This is a genomic window from Erythrobacter sp., from assembly GCF_036351135.1.
Classification (GTDB): Bacteria; Pseudomonadota; Alphaproteobacteria; order Sphingomonadales; family Sphingomonadaceae; genus Erythrobacter.
This window is the reverse complement of sequence record NZ_JAZBON010000025.1, coordinates 51,985-69,915: the sequence shown is the minus strand read 5'-3', so window position 1 is coordinate 69,915 and position 17,931 is coordinate 51,985. Positions and strand designations below refer to the sequence as shown.

Genomic DNA, 17,931 nt, shown 5'->3' with positions numbered 1-17,931 from the left:
GGACCCAGAGGAGCCTATCGATCCTTTTTCAAAGGCTGGGTTCCCGCCTTCGCGGGAATGACGAATTGGATTCGGCTGCCCCTGTTGCGTTTCGTGCAGCGCACTAGCGATAGGGCGCGTCGGCTTCAAGATTGGCCGCGATGGCCCGTTCCCATTTGTCACCATTCGCAAGCAGTTTGGCCTTGTCGTAAAGCAGCTCCTCGCGGGTTTCGGTGGCATATTCGAAGTTCGGACCCTCGACGATGGCATCGACCGGGCAGGCTTCCTGGCAGAAGCCGCAATAGATGCACTTCGTCATGTCGATGTCGTAGCGCGTCGTGCGGCGGCTCCCATCCTCGCGCGGTTCGCTCTCAATCGTGATCGCCTGCGCCGGACACACCGCCTCGCACAATTTACACGCAATGCAGCGCTCCTCGCCATTGGGGTACCGGCGCAGCGCATGCTCACCGCGAAAACGCGGGGAAAGCGGCGATTTTTCGAACGGATAGTTGATTGTCACCTTTGGCTTGAAGAAATACTTCAAGGTCAGCGCATGCGCCTTCACGAACTCGTATAGGGTGAAGGATTTGAGGAGTTGGGTTGCGGTGCTCATGATGCTTCACTCACAGCTAGGGGCTGCGCGGGGGTGGTCTCGACGAATTCGGAAGGCGGCACGCTGTCCGGATCGACCAGCGGCGCGGGGCGGTCGAAATGGCCGGTGGCCATCAGGTAGCCGCTGATCGCTGCGACGAAGAACAGGCTCATCGGCAGGAAGACCTTCCATCCGAGCCGCATCAGCTGGTCGTAGCGGTAGCGCGGCACGGTCGCCCAGATCCAGCTGAACATGAAGAAGAACACGAAGGTCTTCAGCAGGAACCAGACGATGCCGGGGACGATATAAAGAATCTCGAGCTCGATCGGGGGCAGCCATCCGCCGAAGAACAGCAGCGTGCATAGCGAGCACATCAGCAGGATGTTGGCATATTCGCCGAGCCAAAAAAGCGCGAAGCTCATGCTGGAATATTCGGTCTGATAGCCTGCGACGAGCTCCGATTCCGCCTCGGTCAGGTCGAAGGGTGCGCGGGCTGTTTCGGCCAGCGCCGAGATGAAGAACACGACGAACATCGGAAACAGCAGCAGGTTGAAGGCAAAACCGTTCAGGAAGCCAAGCCCGTGGCCGCGCTGCGCTTCGACGATACCGCTCATATTGAACGTGCCGGCCCACAATACGACGCAGACGAGGATGAAGCCGATCGAGACTTCGTAAGAGATCATTTGCGCGGCTGCGCGCATGGCGGAGAAGAACGGGTATTTGGAGTTCGATGCCCACCCGCTCATCACCACGCCGTAAACGCCGAGCGAAGAGATCGCGAGGATGTAGAGCAGCCCGACATTGATGTCCGCCAGCACCATGCCCGCATCGAACGGGATCACCGCCCAGGCGGCGAGTGCAACGGTAAAGGTGATGATCGGTGCGAGGAGGAAGATGCCCTTGTTCGCAGCCGATGGGATGATGGTTTCCTGCAGGAACACCTTGAGCCCGTCGGCGAACGACTGAAGCAGGCCGAACGGCCCGACCACATTAGGCCCGCGCCGCAGCATGATCGCGCCCAGCACCTTGCGATCGACATAGATCACCATCGCCACCGCGAACATCACGATCAGCGAGATCGCGAGAATGCCGACAAGCGTCGCGACGGTCCACGCCCATTCATAGGGCATGCCGAAACCTTGGAAGAACTTGGTCACTCCGCCGCCTCCCTCATCTCGTCCGCGTGGAGCAGTTCGGCCGAGCATTGCTGCATGACGGCGCTCGCGCGGGCGATCGGGTTGGTGAGGTAGAAGTCCTTGATCGGATAGGCGCCAATCGAGCCTTCCGCCTTGGCGCTGCTGTCGGCTTTCGGAAGCGCGCCGTAATCCGCGAGCCCCTCTTCGCCCAAAGCAGGCACTTCGGCGATCATCGCGGCCTGCAATTCAGCGAAGCTGTCGAACCCGACCGACACACTCAGCGCATCGGCCAGCGCGCGCAGGATCGTCCAGTCCTCGCGCGCGTCGCCCGGCGCGAACACGGCTTTCTCGGCAAACTGCACCCGGCCCTCTGTGTTGACGTAGGTCCCGTCCTTCTCGGCATAGCTTGCCGCGGGGAGGATGATGTCGGCTGCATGCGCGCCTTTATCACCGTGGTGTCCGATATAGACCTTGAGGCTGTCCGCGAACGGTTCGTAATTCATCTCGTCCGCGCCGAGGCTCAGCAGTACCTTGGGTTTCGCCGCGGCGATATCGGCCATGCCGCCGTCTTGCGCGTAGCCAAGCATCAGCGAGCCCATGCGCGCCGCGCTCATGTGAAGGACGTTCAAGCCATTCCAATCGTCTTTAACGAGCCCGAACTTGTCGACCAGCTTGAGCGCCGGTGCCAGCGCCCCCTCAGCCAGAGCCGCGCCACCGAGGATCACCGCTGGACGCTCCGCCGCCTTCATCGCATCGCCCAGCGCTTTGGGAACCCGGTTCAGGACTTTCAGGTCTTCGCCCAGGAACTCGGTCGGGAAGGTCGTTTCCCATTCCGGGCCGATGACGAAGACCTTCGCGCCGTGCTTCACCGCCTTGCGCAGGCGCGCATTCACCAGCGCGGCTTCCCAGCGAATGTGGCTGCCGATGATGAGGATCGCATCTGCGGTCTCGATCCCGGCGAGCGTCGAATTGAAATTCACCGCCGCGAGGTTCGAGACATCGTAGGTCATGCCAGTCTGGCGACCTTCGAGCAGCGTCGAGCCGCTCGCCTTTAGCAGCGCCTTGGCCGCAAACATCGTCTCGCAATCGACCATGTCGCCCGCAACCGCGGCGATGGACGATGTGTCATCGCCGAGATGGCCGGCAATCGTCTGAAACGCTTCGGACCAGTCCGAGACGGCGAGCTTGCCGCCCTTGCGGATATAGACCTTGTCCAGACGCCGCTTCATCAGCCCGTCGACCTGGTAGCGGCCCTTGTCCGAAAGCCATTCCTCGTTGACGTCATCGTTGATCCGCGGAAGCGCGCGCATGACTTCGCGGCCCTTGGAATGCAGCGAGATGTTCGCGCCCACCGCGTCGGATACATCGATGCTGAGCGTGCGCTTCAGCTCCCACGGGCGCGCCTCGAAGGCGTAAGGGCGTGACGTCAAAGCGCCGACCGGGCACAGATCGATCACGTTGGCTGACAATTCGTGCTTCGCCGCCTGTTCAAGATAGGTCGTGATCTGCATGTCCTCGCCGCGATAGAGCGCGCCGATCTCGTCGACGCCCGCAATCTCCTCGGAGAAGCGCACGCAGCGGGTGCAGTGAATGCAGCGGGTCATGATCGTCTTGATCAGCGGGCCCATATATTTCTCGGTGACCGCGCGCTTGTTCTCGCGGTCGTAACGCGAGCCGCCGCGACCATACATCATCGCCTGATCCTGCAGGTCGCATTCGCCACCCTGGTCGCAGATCGGGCAATCGAGCGGATGGTTGATGAGGAGAAACTCCATCACCCCCTCGCGCGCCTTCTTGACCATCGGCGTGTCGGTGCGGATTTCCTGGTTGTCGGCGGCGGGCAGCGCGCAGGACGCCTGCGGCTTGGGCGGCCCCGGCTTCACTTCGACCAGGCACATACGGCAATTGCCCGCGATGCTCAGGCGCTCGTGATAGCAGAAACGCGGGATTTCCTTCCCCGCAAGCTCGCACGCCTGCAGGACCGTCGCGCCCGCGGGGACTTCGATTTCCTCGCCGTCCACGGTTACGTTTGGCATTATGCCTCCTCCGGATCGAGCAGACCAAGCCGGCCTTCGATACGATCAACGCGTCGTTTGAGGTCGGACATATCCGCCTGCATCGAGTAGACCGACGTCATCAAGCCGCGCATATGGTCCTCCATGGAAGACATGCGCGCATCGAGAGAGGTGATCTCGCGCTTGATCGAGCCAACATCGGACTGAATGCCTTTCAGGATCGCAAGCATTATGTCGTCAAGTTCGCTGCTCATTCCGCAGCCTCCATGACTTCGGGTGCGAAGCGGGCATTGTGTTCGGCAATGCGCTGCTCTAGCTCGGGACGGAAGTGGCGGATAAGGCCCTGGATTGGCCACGCCGCCGCATCGCCAAGCGCACAGATTGTGTGACCTTCGACTTGCTTTGTCACTTCGTGCAGCATGTCGATTTCCTCGATCGCCGCATCGCCGGTGCGCAGACGCTCCATCACGCGCCACATCCAGCCCGTGCCCTCGCGGCAGGGGGTGCACTGGCCGCAGGACTCGTGCTTGTAGAAATAGGAGATGCGACTGATCGCGCGGACAATGTCGGTCGACTTGTCCATGACGATGACCGCCGCAGTGCCGAGACCCGAGCCAAGTTCCTTGAGCCCGTCGAAGTCCATCGGCGCGTCCATGATCTGCTCGGCAGGCACCAACGGAACCGAGGAACCACCTGGAATCACTGCGAGGAGATTGTCCCAACCCCCTGTAATCCCGCCGCAATGCTTTTCGATCAGCTCACGGAAGGGGACGCTCATCTCCTCTTCGACGACGCAGGGCTTTTCGACATGCCCACTGATCTGGAAGAGCTTGGTGCCGTGATTGTTTTCACGACCGAAGCTGGCAAACCAGCTGCCGCCGCGCCGCAGGATTGTGGGCACCACAGCGATGCTCTCGACATTATTGACCGTGGTCGGACAGCCATAGAGGCCGGCACCCGCCGGGAAAGGCGGCTTGAGGCGTGGTTGGCCTTTCTTGCCTTCGAGGCTCTCGATCATCGCGGTCTCTTCGCCGCAGATGTAAGCGCCCGCGCCGCGATGCATGAACACGTCGAAATCGTAGCCCGATCCGCTTGCATTCTTCCCGATCAGGCCAGCGTCATAGGCTTCGTCGATCGCCTTCTGCAGCGTCTCGGCCTCGCGGATATACTCCCCGCGAATGTAGATATAGGCCGCTCGCGCGCGCATCGCGAAACCGGCACACAGCGCGCCTTCGATCAGCTTGTGCGGATCGTGACGGATGATCTCGCGGTCCTTGCAAGAACCCGGTTCGCTCTCGTCGGCGTTGATGACGAGAAAGCTTGGGCGCCCGTCCTTGCTGGACTTGGGCATGAAGGACCATTTGAGGCCGGTGGGAAAGCCCGCGCCGCCGCGACCGCGCAGGCCCGATGCCTTGATCTCCTCGATGATCGAATCTTGCCCACGCGCAATCAGCGCCATGGTGTTGTCCCAATCGCCGCGCTTTCGCGCCGCCTCGAGCCCCCAATCCTGGAAGCCGTAGACATTGGTGAAGATGCGATCCTTATCGGCGAGCATCGCCTGGTCCCTCTGTGTGCTTCTTGCCGATGATCCCGGCAGCTATGGCGGTGATGGTGATGCCGCCGAAAATGAAGATAAAGCCTGGACCCTCGTCGGTGACGAGCGTCGCATACAGGCCGTAGAGCGCGATTGCCACGCCAGCTGCGAACAGGGCCAGATGCCACTTGCTCACGGCCGCCCTCCTCCGCGCTTGGCGAGCTTGAGCTGGCGCAGGGTCAGCAGCTGGAACGCGAGCCCCGCCGCCATCAGGACGATGCCGGTGGTGCGATCGCCAGTGGCGGCGAGATAGGCCCCGAGGCCGAAACCCGCAAGGCCGAGCACGAGATAGACGATCGTCGCGGCGCTCATCCCACCAGACCCCATTGCCACAGACCGGCCAGGACCCCGATGATCAGCACGATCACCGCCACACGCAGCAATCCCATCAGCACCTTGTAGGCGATGAAAGCGAGCAGCAGTGCAGCGAGGATGGCGACGATTTCCATGGGGCCGCCTACCACTCACCCCGATAATCGTGATTGGCGTCGACCATTTCCTTGAGCGTGCTCGGCCCATCCGAGGGCTCCGATGTATGACGGCCGGGCTCCTGCGTGCCCGCCTTGGGCTGCTTTCCGGCAGCCAGCGCATCGAGCACCGTGTCGAGCCGCTCGGGTGTCAGGTCTTCGTAATTGTCGTCATTGATCTGGACCATCGGCGCGGTCGCGCATGAACCCATGCATTCGACTTCGGTAAGGGTCCACAACCCGTCCTCGGAGACCATGCCGAACGCCATGCCGCGCGCCTGGCAAGCCTCGATGATCTCGTCGGAACCGCGCAGCATGCACGGCGTCGTGCCGCAAACCTGGACGTGATATTTCCCGACCGGCTTCATATTGTACATGAAATAGAACGTCGCAACTTCGAGCACACGGATCGCGGGCATATCGAGATAGTCGGCGACATATTCGATCACCGGCATGGGCAGCCAGCCTTGCGTATCGGTTTCCTCACCGACCTGCCGCTGCGCCAGGTCGAGCAGCGGCATCACTGCCGATTTCTGCCGCCCTTCCGGGTATTTGGCGATGTGGTAATCAGCCTTGATCTTGTTCTGCGCGGTCCATTCGAAGGACCCCCAGCGCGCGCGCAGTTCGGGCGTATCGGGTGCGGGAGTGCGGTCAGCCACGGCGATCCCTCCAGATCGTCGCCCCGGACTTGATCCGGGGTCCCGCTGCCTTGAGAGACAGCGCCGAAAAAGCGGGGTCCCGGGTCAAGCCCGGGATGACGGACGTGATGGATGTAAAACTCACCGGTCGCACTCCCCGAACACCACGTCGATCGCGCCGAGGATGGCGGTTGCGTCGGGGAGCATGTGACCCTTGCACATCATGTCCATCGCCTGGAGGTGGCTGAAGGCGGTCGGGCGGATCTTGCAGCGATAGGGCTTGTTGGTGCCATCGCTGACGAGATAGACGCCGAACTCGCCCTTGGGGCTTTCGGTCGCGACATAGACTTCGCCCGCGGGTACGTGGAAGCCTTCAGTGTAGAGCTTGAAGTGGTGGATCAGGCTTTCCATCGATTGCTTCATCTCGCCGCGCTTGGGCGGAACCACCTTGGCATCGGTGCTCGCGACGGGGCCCGACGGCATGTCGCGCAGGCACTGCCTGATGATCTTGGCGCTCTCGTGCACTTCCTTCACACGCACCATGAAGCGATCGTAGCAATCGCTGTTCGTCCCGACCGGAATATCGAATTCCATCCGGTCATAGACGTCGTAAGGCTGCGATTTTCTGAGGTCCCAGGGAATCCCGGCCGCACGGATCATCGGGCCGGAAAAGCCCCAGGCGACCGCATCGTCGCGGCTGACCACGGCGATATCGACGTTGCGCTGTTTGAAGATGCGGTTGTCGAGCACGAGGCTCATCGCGTCGTCGAACAGTTGGAAGAACCGGTTGTCGAGCCAGTCGCCGATATCGACGAGCAGCTTTTCCGGCACGTCCTGATGCACTCCGCCCGGACGGAACCATGCCGCATGCATGCGCGCGCCGGACGCCCGCTCGAAGAAGTTCATGCAATCTTCGCGCAGATCCATGATCCACAGGTTCGGCGTGAAGGCGCCAACATCGAGCACATGCGCGCCCATATTGAGCATGTGGTTGCAGATGCGGGTCAGCTCGGCGAACATGACGCGCAGATATTGCGCGCGGATCGGCACTTCGAGATTGAGCAGCTTTTCGATTGCCAGGACGTAGGAATGTTCCTGACAGAGCGGCGAACAGTAATCGAGACGATCGAAATAGGGCAGCGCCTGCAGGTAGGTCTTGCTTTCGATCAGCTTTTCGGTGCCGCGGTGGAGCAGGCCGACATGCGGATCAACCCGCTCGATGACCTCGCCGTCGAGCTCCATCACCATGCGCAGCACGCCGTGCGCCGCCGGGTGCTGAGGCCCGAAATTGATCGTGTAATTGCTGATGACGTTCCCGTCGGTGGTCGGGGACTCTTCGACTTGCATACCCATTATTCGTCGTCCTCGGGCCGGGTCGCGGCCTTCGTATCGGGAACGTCGCCCTTGCGCGCCGCGCGATCGGGGCGGTCCTCGGTCGGATCGGGAGCGATTTCCTGGTCGGTGACGGAGACCTCGATCATATCGGGGGGCACGGCGAGGGTGCCCTCCTCGGCAAGCTCCTCGGCGGCGGGGCCCGCACCGGTGTCGGCGGGGCTTTCGGTGACTTTGGGGTCGTCCACCTGCGGCGCGCCGCGCGCCTTTTCGTCGCCCGGAAGCTCGTAGTCCGCGCCCTCCCAGGGCGAGAGAAAGTCGAAGGTCCGCATGTCCTGCGCCAATTCGACCGGCTCGTAGACCACGCGCTTTTCGTCCTCGGAATAACGCAGCTCGACATAACCCGTCATCGGGAAATCCTTGCGGAAAGGATGACCTTCGAAGCCGTAATCGGTGAGAATGCGACGCAAATCCTGATTGCCGTCGAAGACGACGCCGAAGAGGTCGAACACTTCGCGCTCGAGCCAGCCGGCATTGGGCCACAGCCCCGTCACGCTGGGCACCGGGGTCGGCTCGTCGGTCGAGCACTTGACTATCACGCGGTGGTTCTTGGTCAGCGAGAGCAGCATGTAGACCACTTCGAACCGTTCGGGCCGGTCGGGATAGTCGGCGCCGGCGATTTCCATAAGCTGCTGATAGTCGTGATCGTCGCGCAAAGTGCGAAGGACGGTGACGATGTCGCCGCGCTTGGCGTTCAGGATGATCTCGCCATGCTCCTCGCGCGCACCGTCGAGCCAGACGCTGACGCTTTCCGAAAGCGCATCGAGCACGCCGTCATTCGAGGCGTAGCGGGGGGCGGAATGAAAAACCGTCATAGTGCTGCGTGTCTACCGCTCGATCGTACCGGCGCGGCGGATCTTGCGCTGCAACTGCATCACCCCGTAGAGCAGCGCCTCGGCCGTCGGCGGGCACCCGGGCACGTAAATGTCGACCGGCACGATCCGGTCGCAGCCGCGCACGACGCTATACGAGTAGTGATAATAGCCCCCGCCATTGGCGCACGAGCCCATGCTGATCACATATTTGGGATCGGACATCTGGTCGTAGACCTTGCGCAATGCCGGCGCCATCTTGTTGCACAGCGTGCCCGCGACGATCATCAGGTCCGACTGGCGCGGAGAGGCGCGCGGGGCGGCGCCGAAACGCTCCATGTCGTAGCGCGGCATGTTGACGTGGATCATCTCGACCGCGCAGCAGGCGAGGCCGAAGGTCATCCACCACAGGCTGCCGGTGCGCGCCCACTGGAACACCTCTTCGGTCGAGGTGACGAGGAAACCCTTGTCGTTCACCTCGGTCTGGAGAGCCTTGTAATAATCGGCATCGGGTGCGCGCACCTCGCCTTCGCGCGCGGTCGGCAGCGCGGCATCGCGCATGCGCTGACCGTCGAGCGCGGGGTTCAGCGAGGCGGTTCCGGTAAAGGCGGGGTCGGTGCTCATTCCCAGTCCAGAGCTCCCTTCTTCCATTCATAGGCCAGCCCGATCGCGAGAATGCCGAGGAAGGTCATCATGCCGATCCAGCCGACCCAACCCGTTTCGCCCAGGCTGACGGCCCAGGGGAAGAGGAAGGCGGCCTCGAGATCGAAAATGATGAAGCTGATCGCGACGAGATAGAAACGCACGTCGAACTGGCTGCGCGCATCCTCGAAAGCGGGAAAGCCACATTCGTATTCGGAAAGCTTTTCGGCATCGGGATTGTGCGCGCCGGTCAACCGCGAGACGCCCATCGGCAGAAAGACGAAGAGCACCGACAGACCGAAGGCGATAATGATGAACAGCAGTATCGGCAGATACTGTGAGAGGTCGATCACGACGATTTCCAAGCTAGCTATCCCAGTGCCTTGCGCATCTAGGCCCCCCGCCGGTCCCACGCAAGGGCACGACTCGGCCAATTCGCATCATATCTGTTGCACAAAAGCGAACCGGCGGAGCGGCCGCCGCGCCTCGCCGCAGCAGGCGGCGATGGGCGGTACGTAGCCCGGCTACATCATGTTTGCCGCCGCCTTGCGGGTCGCTTTGCCGTAGGGCGGCTTGAAGCCGCCGAGCTTGGCAATGTCGATCTTCGGCTGGTGATAGACGCTGCGCGCGTGGCTGAATTCCTTGAAGCCCTCAATCGCGTGATAGCTTCCCATACCCGACGGTCCGACCCCGCCGAACGGCAAATCATCCATCGAGACATGAAAGATCACGTCGTTCGTCGTCACCCCGCCCGAGATCGTGCGGTTCAACACCCGATCCTGCTCGTCCGTATCCTCGCCGAAATAATAGAGGCCGAGCGGACGGTCGTTCTCGTTGACGTAATCGACCGCCTCGTCGATCGCGCGATATGTCTTGACCGGCAGGACGGGGCCGAAGATTTCCTCCTGCATCGCTTCCATCTCGTCATTCACGTGTCTGAGGATGGTAAGCGGCATTTTGCGCTGATTGGCATTCGCGAAGTCCTCGTTGCCGGGATTGACCTCGATCACCTCGGCGCCCTTGTCGCGCGCATCCTCGACCAGGCTCTGAAGCCGTTCGAAATGGCGGTCGGACACGATCGAGGCGTAGTCGTCGTTTTCGAGCAATTTGGGATACATGTTCGCTACCCCCTCCGACACGCCGGCGATCGCTTCGGCCTCCTTGTCATCGGGCACGACCATATAATCGGGCGCGAGGCAGATCTGGCCGGCATTCATCATCTTGCCAAGCGCGATCCGCTCGCCCGCCTTGGCGAAATCGGCGCTGCGGCCCATAATCACCGGCGACTTACCGCCCAGTTCGAGCGTGACCGGCACGAGGTTCTCCGCCGCCGCCTGCATCACCTTGCGACCCGTCGCGGTCGATCCGGTGAAGACCAGGTGATCGAAGGGCAGCGAGGAGAACGCCTGAGCGACTTCCGGCCCGCCGGTGATGACGGCGACCTCGTCGCGGGTGAAATATTCCTCGACCAGTTCGGCCATCAGGGCGCTGGTGCGCTCGGTGAATTCGCTCGGCTTGATCATCGCGCGGTTGCCCGCTCCCAAGACCTGCATCAGCGGCGCGAAGGCGAGATTGACCGGGAAGTTCCAGGGCGAGAGGATACCGATCACCCCCTTGGGCTCGTAACGAATTTCCGCCTTCGCGCCGAGCAGGTTCAGTGGGAACTGGACCGAGCGCTTTTCGGGTTTCGCCCATTTGTCGATATGCTTGAGCGTATGCTTGCCCGCGCCCACCGTCCCGGAGATGTCGGTCAACATACTCTGTTCCATTGCGCGGTTGCCGAAATCCGCGCTCATCGCCTTGCACAGGTTCTCGCCATGATCCTTCAAGAGCGCCATAGCGCGCTTGATCCGATCCTTGCGCATGCCGAGCGTTTCGGGCCGCGACGCGGTAAAGGCATCGCGTTGCAGTTTCAGGATCGCTTCCAGTTCGTCGCGGCGATCGTCGGCCATTTCGGTCTCTCCATAGGATCAAGGGTTTCGATTTGCGACCAATATTGCGGGAAACCCCTTTGCCCCGCAAGCTAATACCAGTTGTTGAGTGCGCCCGCGTTGCCATAGCGGGCGCCGCGCTCTAGATCGCGCAAGCGAACTCTCCCTACGATCAAGGACACTTCCCCATGACCCAATTCGCCGCGCAGGACCCGATCGTCATCCTCTCCTATGCCCGCACGCCGATGGGCGGCATGCAGGGCGCGCTGGCCGATGTCTCGGCGACCGATCTCGGCGCGACCGCGGTCAAGGCGGCGGTCGAGCGTTCGGGGGTCGCCGGTGAGAAGTTTGACCGCGCCTATATGGGCTGCGTCCTTCCCGCGGGGCTTGGTCAGGCCCCCGCGCGTCAGGCGATGGTGAAGGCCGGGCTGCCCAAATCGGTGCAGGCGACCACCGTCAACAAGGTATGTGGCAGCGGCATGCAAACCGTCATCATGGGCGCTGAAGCGCTGGCCAGCGGCACGGTGGACTACGTTGTTGCGGGGGGGATGGAGAGCATGACCAATGCGCCTTACCTGCTCAAGAAGCACCGTTCGGGCGCACGTCTGGGCCACGACACGACCTATGACCACATGTTCCTCGACGGGCTCGAAGACGCTTACGAGGAAGGCCGCGCTATGGGCACTTTCGCGCAGGAGACGGCGAACGAATATCAGCTGACCCGCGAGGAAATGGACGATTATTCAATCGCCTCGCTCGAACGCGCGAACAACGCAATAGAGAGCGGCGCCTTCGATGGCGAAGTCGTTCCCGTCACCTTTTCGACCCGCAAGGGCGAGGTGGCGGTCGAACAGGACGAACAGCCCGGCAAGGGCCGCCCGGACAAGATCCCGCAGTTGCGCCCCGCCTTCGCCAAGGACGGCACGATCACCGCTGCGACCTCCAGCTCGATCTCGGACGGGGCCGCCGCCGTGGTGCTGACGCGCGAAAGTGTGGCGAAGGAGAACGGACAGCAGCCGGTCGCGAAGATCGTCGCGATGGCCGCGCATGCGCAGGAGCCCGCCAAGTTCACCGTCGCTCCGATCGGCGCGATCGAGAAGGTGCTGGAGAAGGCCGGCTGGACCGCGGACGAGGTCGAGCTGTGGGAGGTCAACGAGGCCTTCGCCTGCGTCGCCATGTTCGCGATGCGCGACATCGGCATCCCGCACGACAAGATCAACGTTAACGGAGGCGGCACCGCGCTCGGCCACCCGATCGGTGCGAGCGGCACGCGGATCATCGTGACGCTGCTCAATGCGCTCAAGCAACAGGGCAAGACGAAGGGTGTTGCCAGTCTGTGTATCGGCGGCGGGGAAGCCACGGCAGTGGCGGTGGAGGTGGTATGATGATGGCGCTCAGGAGCAGCGCCCTGGCCCTCGTCGCCGTGCTTGCCGCATGCGATGCTCCGGCAGATCAGCCGAGCGATATACCGGAGGTTCCCCAGGCCGGTGAAGCGACGTTCCAGATGGGGCCGGGCCTTTATGCGGTGGGCGACGAGAATGCGACATATGCCCGTACGCGCCTTAGCGCCGATGGCACGTACATCGATATGACCGCCGAGGGCGAGGAAGTCGGCGGCGGCACTTGGACCACCCGAAGCGACATGATCTGCTTCGATCCCGTAGGCGACGGCGAGGACAAAACGGAACGCTGCTGGACCAACGGCCCGCCGGATCCCGACGGCAGTTTCCTATCGACGCGCGTCGATGCGGATGAGAGCTACCGCGTCACCCCTCTCGAAAATTAGGGTTCAGTCGGCGGAAGCGAGGTTGTCGACGCCCCAAAGCCGGCCTGCGCTAACCCACCCGGTGCGTCCGCGCACGTCGATTTCGCAAAAGCCATCTTCGCAACCGAGGAGTGCTCCGACCACGCCCGCCTCCGCGCGCCAGCGCATCGGCGAGGTGGCGCGCGGCTTTTCGCGCAGCTCCACCAGCCCTTCTCCGACAATGATCGCACCGCGTGTGGCCGCGAGCTGGCTGGACGCCACCCAGCCCTGCGTGCCCTCGTGGTCCTGGATCAGGCGCCATCCTTCGCGCAGGCGCACCACCCTGACCGGCAGACCCTTGCGCTTGTAGACCCAATCGATGCGGTATTCCGCGCTCGGGCCCACCCGCATATTGACCTCTTCCCATCGCAATGTCGCCCAATAGGGCGCCTCACGCACCTGAGCCTGGGCCGCGGGGGCGAAAATTGAAATCGCGAGGACAATCACGAGCACGAGAACGGCGAAGAATCTGAAACCCTGCATCCGCCGTCGAATACCGCCGCAGGTGCGTTCGGTTCAAGTCGCCGTGAACATATCGCCCCATACATATCGTCTCGACCGCGCTGCCTTGACCGGTGAGGGCCAATGCTCCTAGCGCACGGGCATGGCCGCGAGCGAGACCGCAACTTCCCCTGCCCCGCCGTCCGGTACGCCGCGGGTTGTCGTCACGCGGCACCTTCCGCCCAGTGTCGAGGCGCGGATGGGCGAGCTGTTCGAGGCCGAGCTCAACACCGCCGACACCCCGATGTCGCGAGAGGAATTGGTCGCAGCCATGGCGGATTGCGACGTGCTGGTGCCCACCGTCACCGACCGGATCGACGCCGAAATGATCGAGGGCGCAGGAGAGCGTCTGCGCCTGATCGCCAATTTCGGTGCGGGCACCGAGCATATCGACCTCGCCGCGGCGGCGAAGCGGCGGATCATCGTCACCAACACGCCAAGCGTCTTCACCGAGGACACCGCCGATCTCGCGATGGCCGCGATCATCGGTGTGCCGCGGCGGATCCGCGAGGGCACCCAGCTCGTCCGGCGCGGTGAGTGGACCGGCTGGGCGCCGACCGGCCTGCTCGGGCGCAAGCTCGGCGGCAAGGTTCTGGGCATCGTAGGGATGGGCCGCATCGGCCAGGCGGTCGCCCACCGGGCGCGCGCCTTCGGGCTCGAGGTCGCCTATCACAACCGCAAGCCGCTGCCGAGCGCGGTCGAGCGGATGCTCGGCGTGCGCTATATCGCGCGGCTCGACGATCTGGTTCGCGCGGCGGATATACTGACGCTGCATTGCCCGCTGACCGAGGAAACGCGCCACATGATCGACGCGCGGCGGATCGCGCTGATGATCCCGGGTGGCAGCATCGTCAACACCGCGCGCGGCGAGCTAATCGACACCGAGGCCCTGATCGAGGCGCTGAATTCGGGACAGCTGGCGGGCGCCGGGCTCGATGTCTATCCGGACGAACCCCATGTCGACAAACGCCTGCTGGAGCACCCCAATACCATCACCCTCCCCCATATCGGCAGCGCGACGGTCGAAGGGCGCGAGGCTTCGGGCGAGAAGGTGATCGCCAATATCCGCTTCTGGGCCGACGGCCACCGCCCGCCCGACCAGGTGCTGACGGCATTGGTGGGGTAGTGCGCGGCCCTTATCCCGGCCCCCTTTTGTCATCCCCGCGAAGGCGGGGACCCAGCTGGACCGTTGCAAGTAGCGGGCCCCCGCGTTCGCCGGGGGTGACGAAAAGACGTTTACGTAACAAAGGTGGCCTCAAAGCCGCAAGGAATACAGCTTGTTGAAGTCGCCAGGCACGTAGTCTGCGAAGGCGTCGCAAGGTTTGAAGCCGAAGCTGCGATAAAGGCGCGTCGCCGGTTCGAACAATCCGCCCGATCCGGTCTCCAGCTTGATCGACGGATAGCCCAGTTCACGCGCCCGCTCGATCAATGCGGTCAGGATGGCCTTGCCGGCACCGGTGCCGCGAGCCTCCGGATGCGCGCGCATCGACTTTATCTCTGCGAAATTGTCATGCCTGCGAAGTGCGCCGATCGACAGGAGTCGCTTGCCATCCCGAGCGGCGAAAACCTCCACGTCCGGTGAGCGGAGGCCGGAGAGGTCGAGTGCGTGATTGGTTCCGAGCGGCGAACCCTCGAACATCTCGCGCGTGTGCAACTCGATCAGCGCCACCACCTCCGGCTCATTGAGGTCGGTGCGCCGGATTTCCACCGCTAGAGGTTCTCGTGCTGCGGCATGCCCAGCACGTGGAACCCACCATCGACGCGCAGGATCTCGCCCGTGGTGCAGGCGCCCGCATCGCTGATGAGATAGACCGCCGTGCCGCCGACCGCTTCGAGCGAAGCATTGGCGCGCAGCGGCGCGTTGGCTTCGGTGTGCTTGTAGGTCTTGCGCGCGCCGCCGATCGCAGAGCCTGCAAGTGTCTTCATCGGGCCGGGGCTGATCGCGTTGACGCGAATGCCCTCCGGCCCGAGATCGTTGGCGAGATAGCGCACCGCCGCTTCGAGCGCGGCCTTGGCGACGCCCATCACGTTGTAATTCGGCGTCACCCGGTTCGAGCCCATATAGCTCAGTGTCAGCAGCGTCCCGCCCGCCTCTTCCATCAGCGGATGCGCGCGGCGCGCGACCTCGATGAAGCTGTAGGCGGAGATGTCCATCGAGTTCTTGAAGTTGGCGCGGCTGGTATTGAGGATGCGCCCGGTCAGCTCCGACTTGTCCGAAAAGGCGACCGCGTGGACCAGGAAATCGATGCTGTTCCAGCGCTCCTTCAGCTCGGCGAAGGCGGCGTCGAGCGAGGCATCGTCGGTGACATCGACATCGACCATGAAGTCCGAGCCGATGCTGGCGGCGAGCGGTTCGAGACGCTTGCCGAACGCCTCGCCCTGATAGGTGAAGGCGAGCTCGGCGCCCGCCTCGTGGCAGGCTTTGGCAATGCCCCAGGCGATCGAGCGCTCGTTGGCGACGCCCATGATGAGACCGCGTTTCCCGTCCAGCACGCCCATCTTGTTCTCCTCGTTCGCCCTCAATCCTCGAAGCGCGACAGCAGCATCGATCCGTTGGTGCCGCCGAACCCGAAACTGTTGGTCATCACCGTGTCGAGGCCGGCATTCTCGACCAGCTCGGTGGCGATTTCCTCTACCTTCAGCGCGGGATCGAGCGTCTCGACATTGATCGAGGGGATGATGAAGTCGTGCTCCAGCGCGAGCAGGCAATAAACCGCCTCCTGCGCGCCGGTGGCGCCCTGGCTGTGCCCGGTCATCGATTTGGTCGAGCTGACCGGCGGGGTCGAGCCTTCTCTAAAAACACGCCGTACCGCCTCGATCTCGCCGACATCGCCGACCGGGGTCGAGGTGCCGTGGGCGTTGATATAGCTGACCTGACGGCCTTCCGGGATCGTCTTCAGCGCCCCGCGCATGGCGCGTTCGCCGCCCTCGCCCGAAGGCGCGACCATATCGGCACCGTCCGAAGTGGCGGCAAATCCCGTCACCTCGGCAAAAATCTTTGCGCCGCGCGCCTGCGCATGTTCGAGCGCTTCGAGCACCACGATGGCGCCGCCACCGCTGATGACGAAGCCGTCGCGGTCGGCATCGAAAGCGCGGCTTGCCCGCTCCGGTGTGTCATTGTACTTGCTCGACATCGCGCCCATCGCGTCAAACAGGCAGGAGAGCGTCCAATCCAGTTCCTCCCCGCCGCCCGCAAACATCGTGTCCTGCAGGCCCAGCGCGATCTGCTGCGCGGCCATACCGATGCAATGCAGCGAGGTCGAACAGGCCGAGGTGATCGAGAAGTTCATGCCCTTAATCTGGTAGGCCGTCGCCAAGTTGGCGCTCACCGTCGAGGACATCGTCTTGGGCACCGCAAACGGACCGATCCGCTTTGTCGCGCCGGTTTTGAGAACGGTCTGATGCGCGGCAAGCATCGCCGAGGTCGACGGGCCGCCCGAACCCGCGATCACGCCGGTCATGGGATTCACCACGTCCTTCTCTTCGAGCCCGGCATCGGCGATCGCCTGACCCATGGCGATATGGGCGTAGGCCGCGCCCGGGCCCATGAAGCGGAGCGTCCGCTTGTCGACATGGTCGGAAACGTCGAGGTCGATTGCGCCGGCCACTTGCGAGCGGAAGCCGTGCTCGGCCATTTCCTCGTTGAAGGTGATGCCCGATCGCCCCGCCTTCAGCGCGGCGAGCACTTCTTGCGGGTTGTTGCCGATCGAGGAGACAATCCCCAGCCCTGTTATGACGACGCGGCGCATAGCATTTCCTGTTTTCGAACCCGGTGCGTCACGCTTCGGAAAGCGCGACCTTCATGTCCTTGACCTGGTAGATCGTTTCGCCATCGGCCTCGACCCGGCCATCGGCGACCCCCATGGTCAGCCGGCGGCTTTGCACCGCCTTCGTGAAATCGACGTAATAGGTCAGCATCTTGCGGTCGGGGCGGACCATGCCGGTGAGCTTCACTTCGCCCACGCCAAGCGCATAGCCGCGCCCCTGCCATCCGCGCCAGCCGAGGTTGAAGCCGGTCAGCTGCCAGAGCCCGTCGAGCCCGAGACAGCCGGGCATGATCGGATTGCCGGGAAAGTGGCATTCGAAGAACCAGAGGTCGGGCGCGATGTCGAACTCAGCGACCACATGCCCCTTGCCATGCTCGCCGCCATCGGCGGAAATATTGGTGATGCGATCCATCATCAGCATCGGCGGCAGTGGCAGCTGCGCATTGCCCGGCCCGAACAAATCGCCGCGCGCGCATTTGAGCAAATCGTCGCGGTCGAAACTGGTTGGCATGTCGCTCATCGTGTCGAACTGTCCCCTTGGCGCGATCCCTCCCTGCTGGAGGTGCCCTACGATCGAAGGACCCGCGCCTAGCACCCTCCCATGCCAGTGGAAAGGGGCCTCGCGGCGCCTTCAGCAAAGGCTAGCTTAGCGTCCGGCCCG

22 protein-coding genes are annotated in these 17,931 nt (G+C 63.2%); 3 read left to right on the top strand and 19 right to left on the bottom strand.

Annotated features, from left to right (window positions below; all coding sequences use genetic code 11):
* Nucleotides 1-103 precede the first annotated feature (103 nt).
* From nuoI to V2I30_RS07265, 14 genes are all read right to left on the bottom strand, one after another.
* A complete protein-coding gene (gene nuoI, locus V2I30_RS07330) occupies nucleotides 104-592 on the bottom strand; it encodes an NADH-quinone oxidoreductase subunit NuoI (protein WP_330661461.1) in 489 nt (162 codons plus the stop codon).
* Entirely contained in the window at nucleotides 589-1,728 is a 1,140-nt protein-coding gene (gene nuoH / locus V2I30_RS07325; protein WP_330661460.1) for an NADH-quinone oxidoreductase subunit NuoH, read from the bottom strand. Before nuoH ends, nuoI begins: the two co-directional genes overlap by 4 nt.
* The gene (gene nuoG / locus V2I30_RS07320) at nucleotides 1,725-3,743 is read right to left on the bottom strand and encodes an NADH-quinone oxidoreductase subunit NuoG (protein ID WP_330661459.1); all 2,019 of its coding nucleotides are present in this window, start codon (nucleotides 3,741-3,743) and stop codon (nucleotides 1,725-1,727) included. The genes nuoH and nuoG overlap by 4 nt, the downstream gene beginning before the upstream one ends.
* On the bottom strand, nucleotides 3,743-3,976 hold the full coding sequence (locus V2I30_RS07315) for a hypothetical protein (protein WP_330661458.1): 234 nt from the start codon (nucleotides 3,974-3,976) through the stop codon (nucleotides 3,743-3,745). The genes nuoG and V2I30_RS07315 overlap by 1 nt, the downstream gene beginning before the upstream one ends.
* Nucleotides 3,973-5,277 (bottom strand): NADH-quinone oxidoreductase subunit NuoF, encoded by a 1,305-nt coding sequence (gene nuoF / locus V2I30_RS07310; RefSeq protein WP_330661457.1) that lies wholly within the window; start codon nucleotides 5,275-5,277, stop codon nucleotides 3,973-3,975. The genes V2I30_RS07315 and nuoF overlap by 4 nt, the downstream gene beginning before the upstream one ends.
* On the bottom strand, nucleotides 5,264-5,452 hold the full coding sequence (locus V2I30_RS07305; RefSeq protein WP_330661456.1) for a hypothetical protein: 189 nt from the start codon (nucleotides 5,450-5,452) through the stop codon (nucleotides 5,264-5,266). Before V2I30_RS07305 ends, nuoF begins: the two co-directional genes overlap by 14 nt.
* Entirely contained in the window at nucleotides 5,449-5,628 is a 180-nt protein-coding gene (locus V2I30_RS07300; protein ID WP_330661455.1) for a hypothetical protein, read from the bottom strand. The genes V2I30_RS07305 and V2I30_RS07300 overlap by 4 nt, the downstream gene beginning before the upstream one ends.
* Nucleotides 5,625-5,780, bottom strand: coding sequence for a hypothetical protein (locus V2I30_RS07295; protein WP_330661454.1), 156 nt, complete (start codon nucleotides 5,778-5,780; stop codon nucleotides 5,625-5,627). The genes V2I30_RS07300 and V2I30_RS07295 overlap by 4 nt, the downstream gene beginning before the upstream one ends.
* Nucleotides 5,774-6,442, bottom strand: coding sequence for a complex I 24 kDa subunit family protein (locus V2I30_RS07290; protein WP_330661453.1), 669 nt, complete (start codon nucleotides 6,440-6,442; stop codon nucleotides 5,774-5,776). The genes V2I30_RS07295 and V2I30_RS07290 overlap by 7 nt, the downstream gene beginning before the upstream one ends.
* A gap of 120 nt (nucleotides 6,443-6,562) precedes the next feature.
* Nucleotides 6,563-7,774 carry an NADH-quinone oxidoreductase subunit D gene (locus tag V2I30_RS07285; protein WP_330661452.1) on the bottom strand — a complete coding sequence of 404 codons (1,212 nt, stop codon included), beginning with the start codon at nucleotides 7,772-7,774 and terminating at the stop codon, nucleotides 6,563-6,565.
* Nucleotides 7,774-8,628 (bottom strand): NADH-quinone oxidoreductase subunit C, encoded by an 855-nt coding sequence (locus V2I30_RS07280; RefSeq protein WP_330661451.1) that lies wholly within the window; start codon nucleotides 8,626-8,628, stop codon nucleotides 7,774-7,776. Before V2I30_RS07280 ends, V2I30_RS07285 begins: the two co-directional genes overlap by 1 nt.
* A gap of 12 nt (nucleotides 8,629-8,640) precedes the next feature.
* Entirely contained in the window at nucleotides 8,641-9,186 is a 546-nt protein-coding gene (locus tag V2I30_RS07275; RefSeq protein WP_330661641.1) for a NuoB/complex I 20 kDa subunit family protein, read from the bottom strand.
* A gap of 59 nt (nucleotides 9,187-9,245) precedes the next feature.
* Nucleotides 9,246-9,620, bottom strand: a complete 375-nt coding sequence (locus tag V2I30_RS07270; protein WP_330661450.1) for an NADH-quinone oxidoreductase subunit A — start codon at nucleotides 9,618-9,620, stop codon at nucleotides 9,246-9,248.
* 171 nt (nucleotides 9,621-9,791) lie between these two features.
* Nucleotides 9,792-11,219, bottom strand: coding sequence for a coniferyl aldehyde dehydrogenase (locus tag V2I30_RS07265; protein WP_330661449.1), 1,428 nt, complete (start codon nucleotides 11,217-11,219; stop codon nucleotides 9,792-9,794).
* Between the two features lie 167 nt (nucleotides 11,220-11,386).
* Between V2I30_RS07265 and V2I30_RS07260 the strand changes: the two genes are divergently transcribed.
* Together V2I30_RS07260 and V2I30_RS07255 are read left to right on the top strand one after the other, a co-directional pair.
* Complete coding sequence (locus tag V2I30_RS07260) at nucleotides 11,387-12,583, top strand: thiolase family protein (RefSeq protein ID WP_330661448.1); 1,197 nt, start codon at nucleotides 11,387-11,389, stop codon at nucleotides 12,581-12,583.
* Nucleotides 12,580-12,984, top strand: a complete 405-nt coding sequence (locus V2I30_RS07255) for a hypothetical protein (RefSeq protein ID WP_330661447.1) — start codon at nucleotides 12,580-12,582, stop codon at nucleotides 12,982-12,984. The genes V2I30_RS07260 and V2I30_RS07255 overlap by 4 nt, the downstream gene beginning before the upstream one ends.
* A gap of 3 nt (nucleotides 12,985-12,987) precedes the next feature.
* On the opposite strand, the gene V2I30_RS07250 is transcribed toward V2I30_RS07255, so the two are convergent.
* Entirely contained in the window at nucleotides 12,988-13,485 is a 498-nt protein-coding gene (locus V2I30_RS07250; RefSeq protein ID WP_330661446.1) for an SH3 domain-containing protein, read from the bottom strand.
* A 121-nt stretch (nucleotides 13,486-13,606) separates the two neighbouring features.
* Here V2I30_RS07250 and V2I30_RS07245 point away from each other — a divergent pair, with 121 nt between their 5' ends.
* Entirely contained in the window at nucleotides 13,607-14,629 is a 1,023-nt protein-coding gene (locus V2I30_RS07245; RefSeq protein WP_330661445.1) for a 2-hydroxyacid dehydrogenase, read from the top strand.
* Between the two features lie 129 nt (nucleotides 14,630-14,758).
* On the opposite strand, the gene V2I30_RS07240 is transcribed toward V2I30_RS07245, so the two are convergent.
* The 4 genes from V2I30_RS07240 to fabA are packed head-to-tail and all read right to left on the bottom strand — an operon-like array spanning nucleotide 14,759 to nucleotide 17,790.
* Nucleotides 14,759-15,211 carry a GNAT family N-acetyltransferase gene (locus tag V2I30_RS07240; protein ID WP_330661444.1) on the bottom strand — a complete coding sequence of 151 codons (453 nt, stop codon included), beginning with the start codon at nucleotides 15,209-15,211 and terminating at the stop codon, nucleotides 14,759-14,761.
* Between the two features lie 2 nt (nucleotides 15,212-15,213).
* A complete protein-coding gene (locus V2I30_RS07235) occupies nucleotides 15,214-15,969 on the bottom strand; it encodes an enoyl-ACP reductase FabI (RefSeq protein ID WP_330661640.1) in 756 nt (251 codons plus the stop codon).
* A 53-nt stretch (nucleotides 15,970-16,022) separates the two neighbouring features.
* Nucleotides 16,023-17,252 carry a beta-ketoacyl synthase N-terminal-like domain-containing protein gene (locus V2I30_RS07230; RefSeq protein WP_330661443.1) on the bottom strand — a complete coding sequence of 410 codons (1,230 nt, stop codon included), beginning with the start codon at nucleotides 17,250-17,252 and terminating at the stop codon, nucleotides 16,023-16,025.
* Between the two features lie 28 nt (nucleotides 17,253-17,280).
* Entirely contained in the window at nucleotides 17,281-17,790 is a 510-nt protein-coding gene (gene fabA / locus V2I30_RS07225) for a bifunctional 3-hydroxydecanoyl-ACP dehydratase/trans-2-decenoyl-ACP isomerase (protein ID WP_330661442.1), read from the bottom strand.
* Nucleotides 17,791-17,931 lie beyond the last annotated feature (141 nt).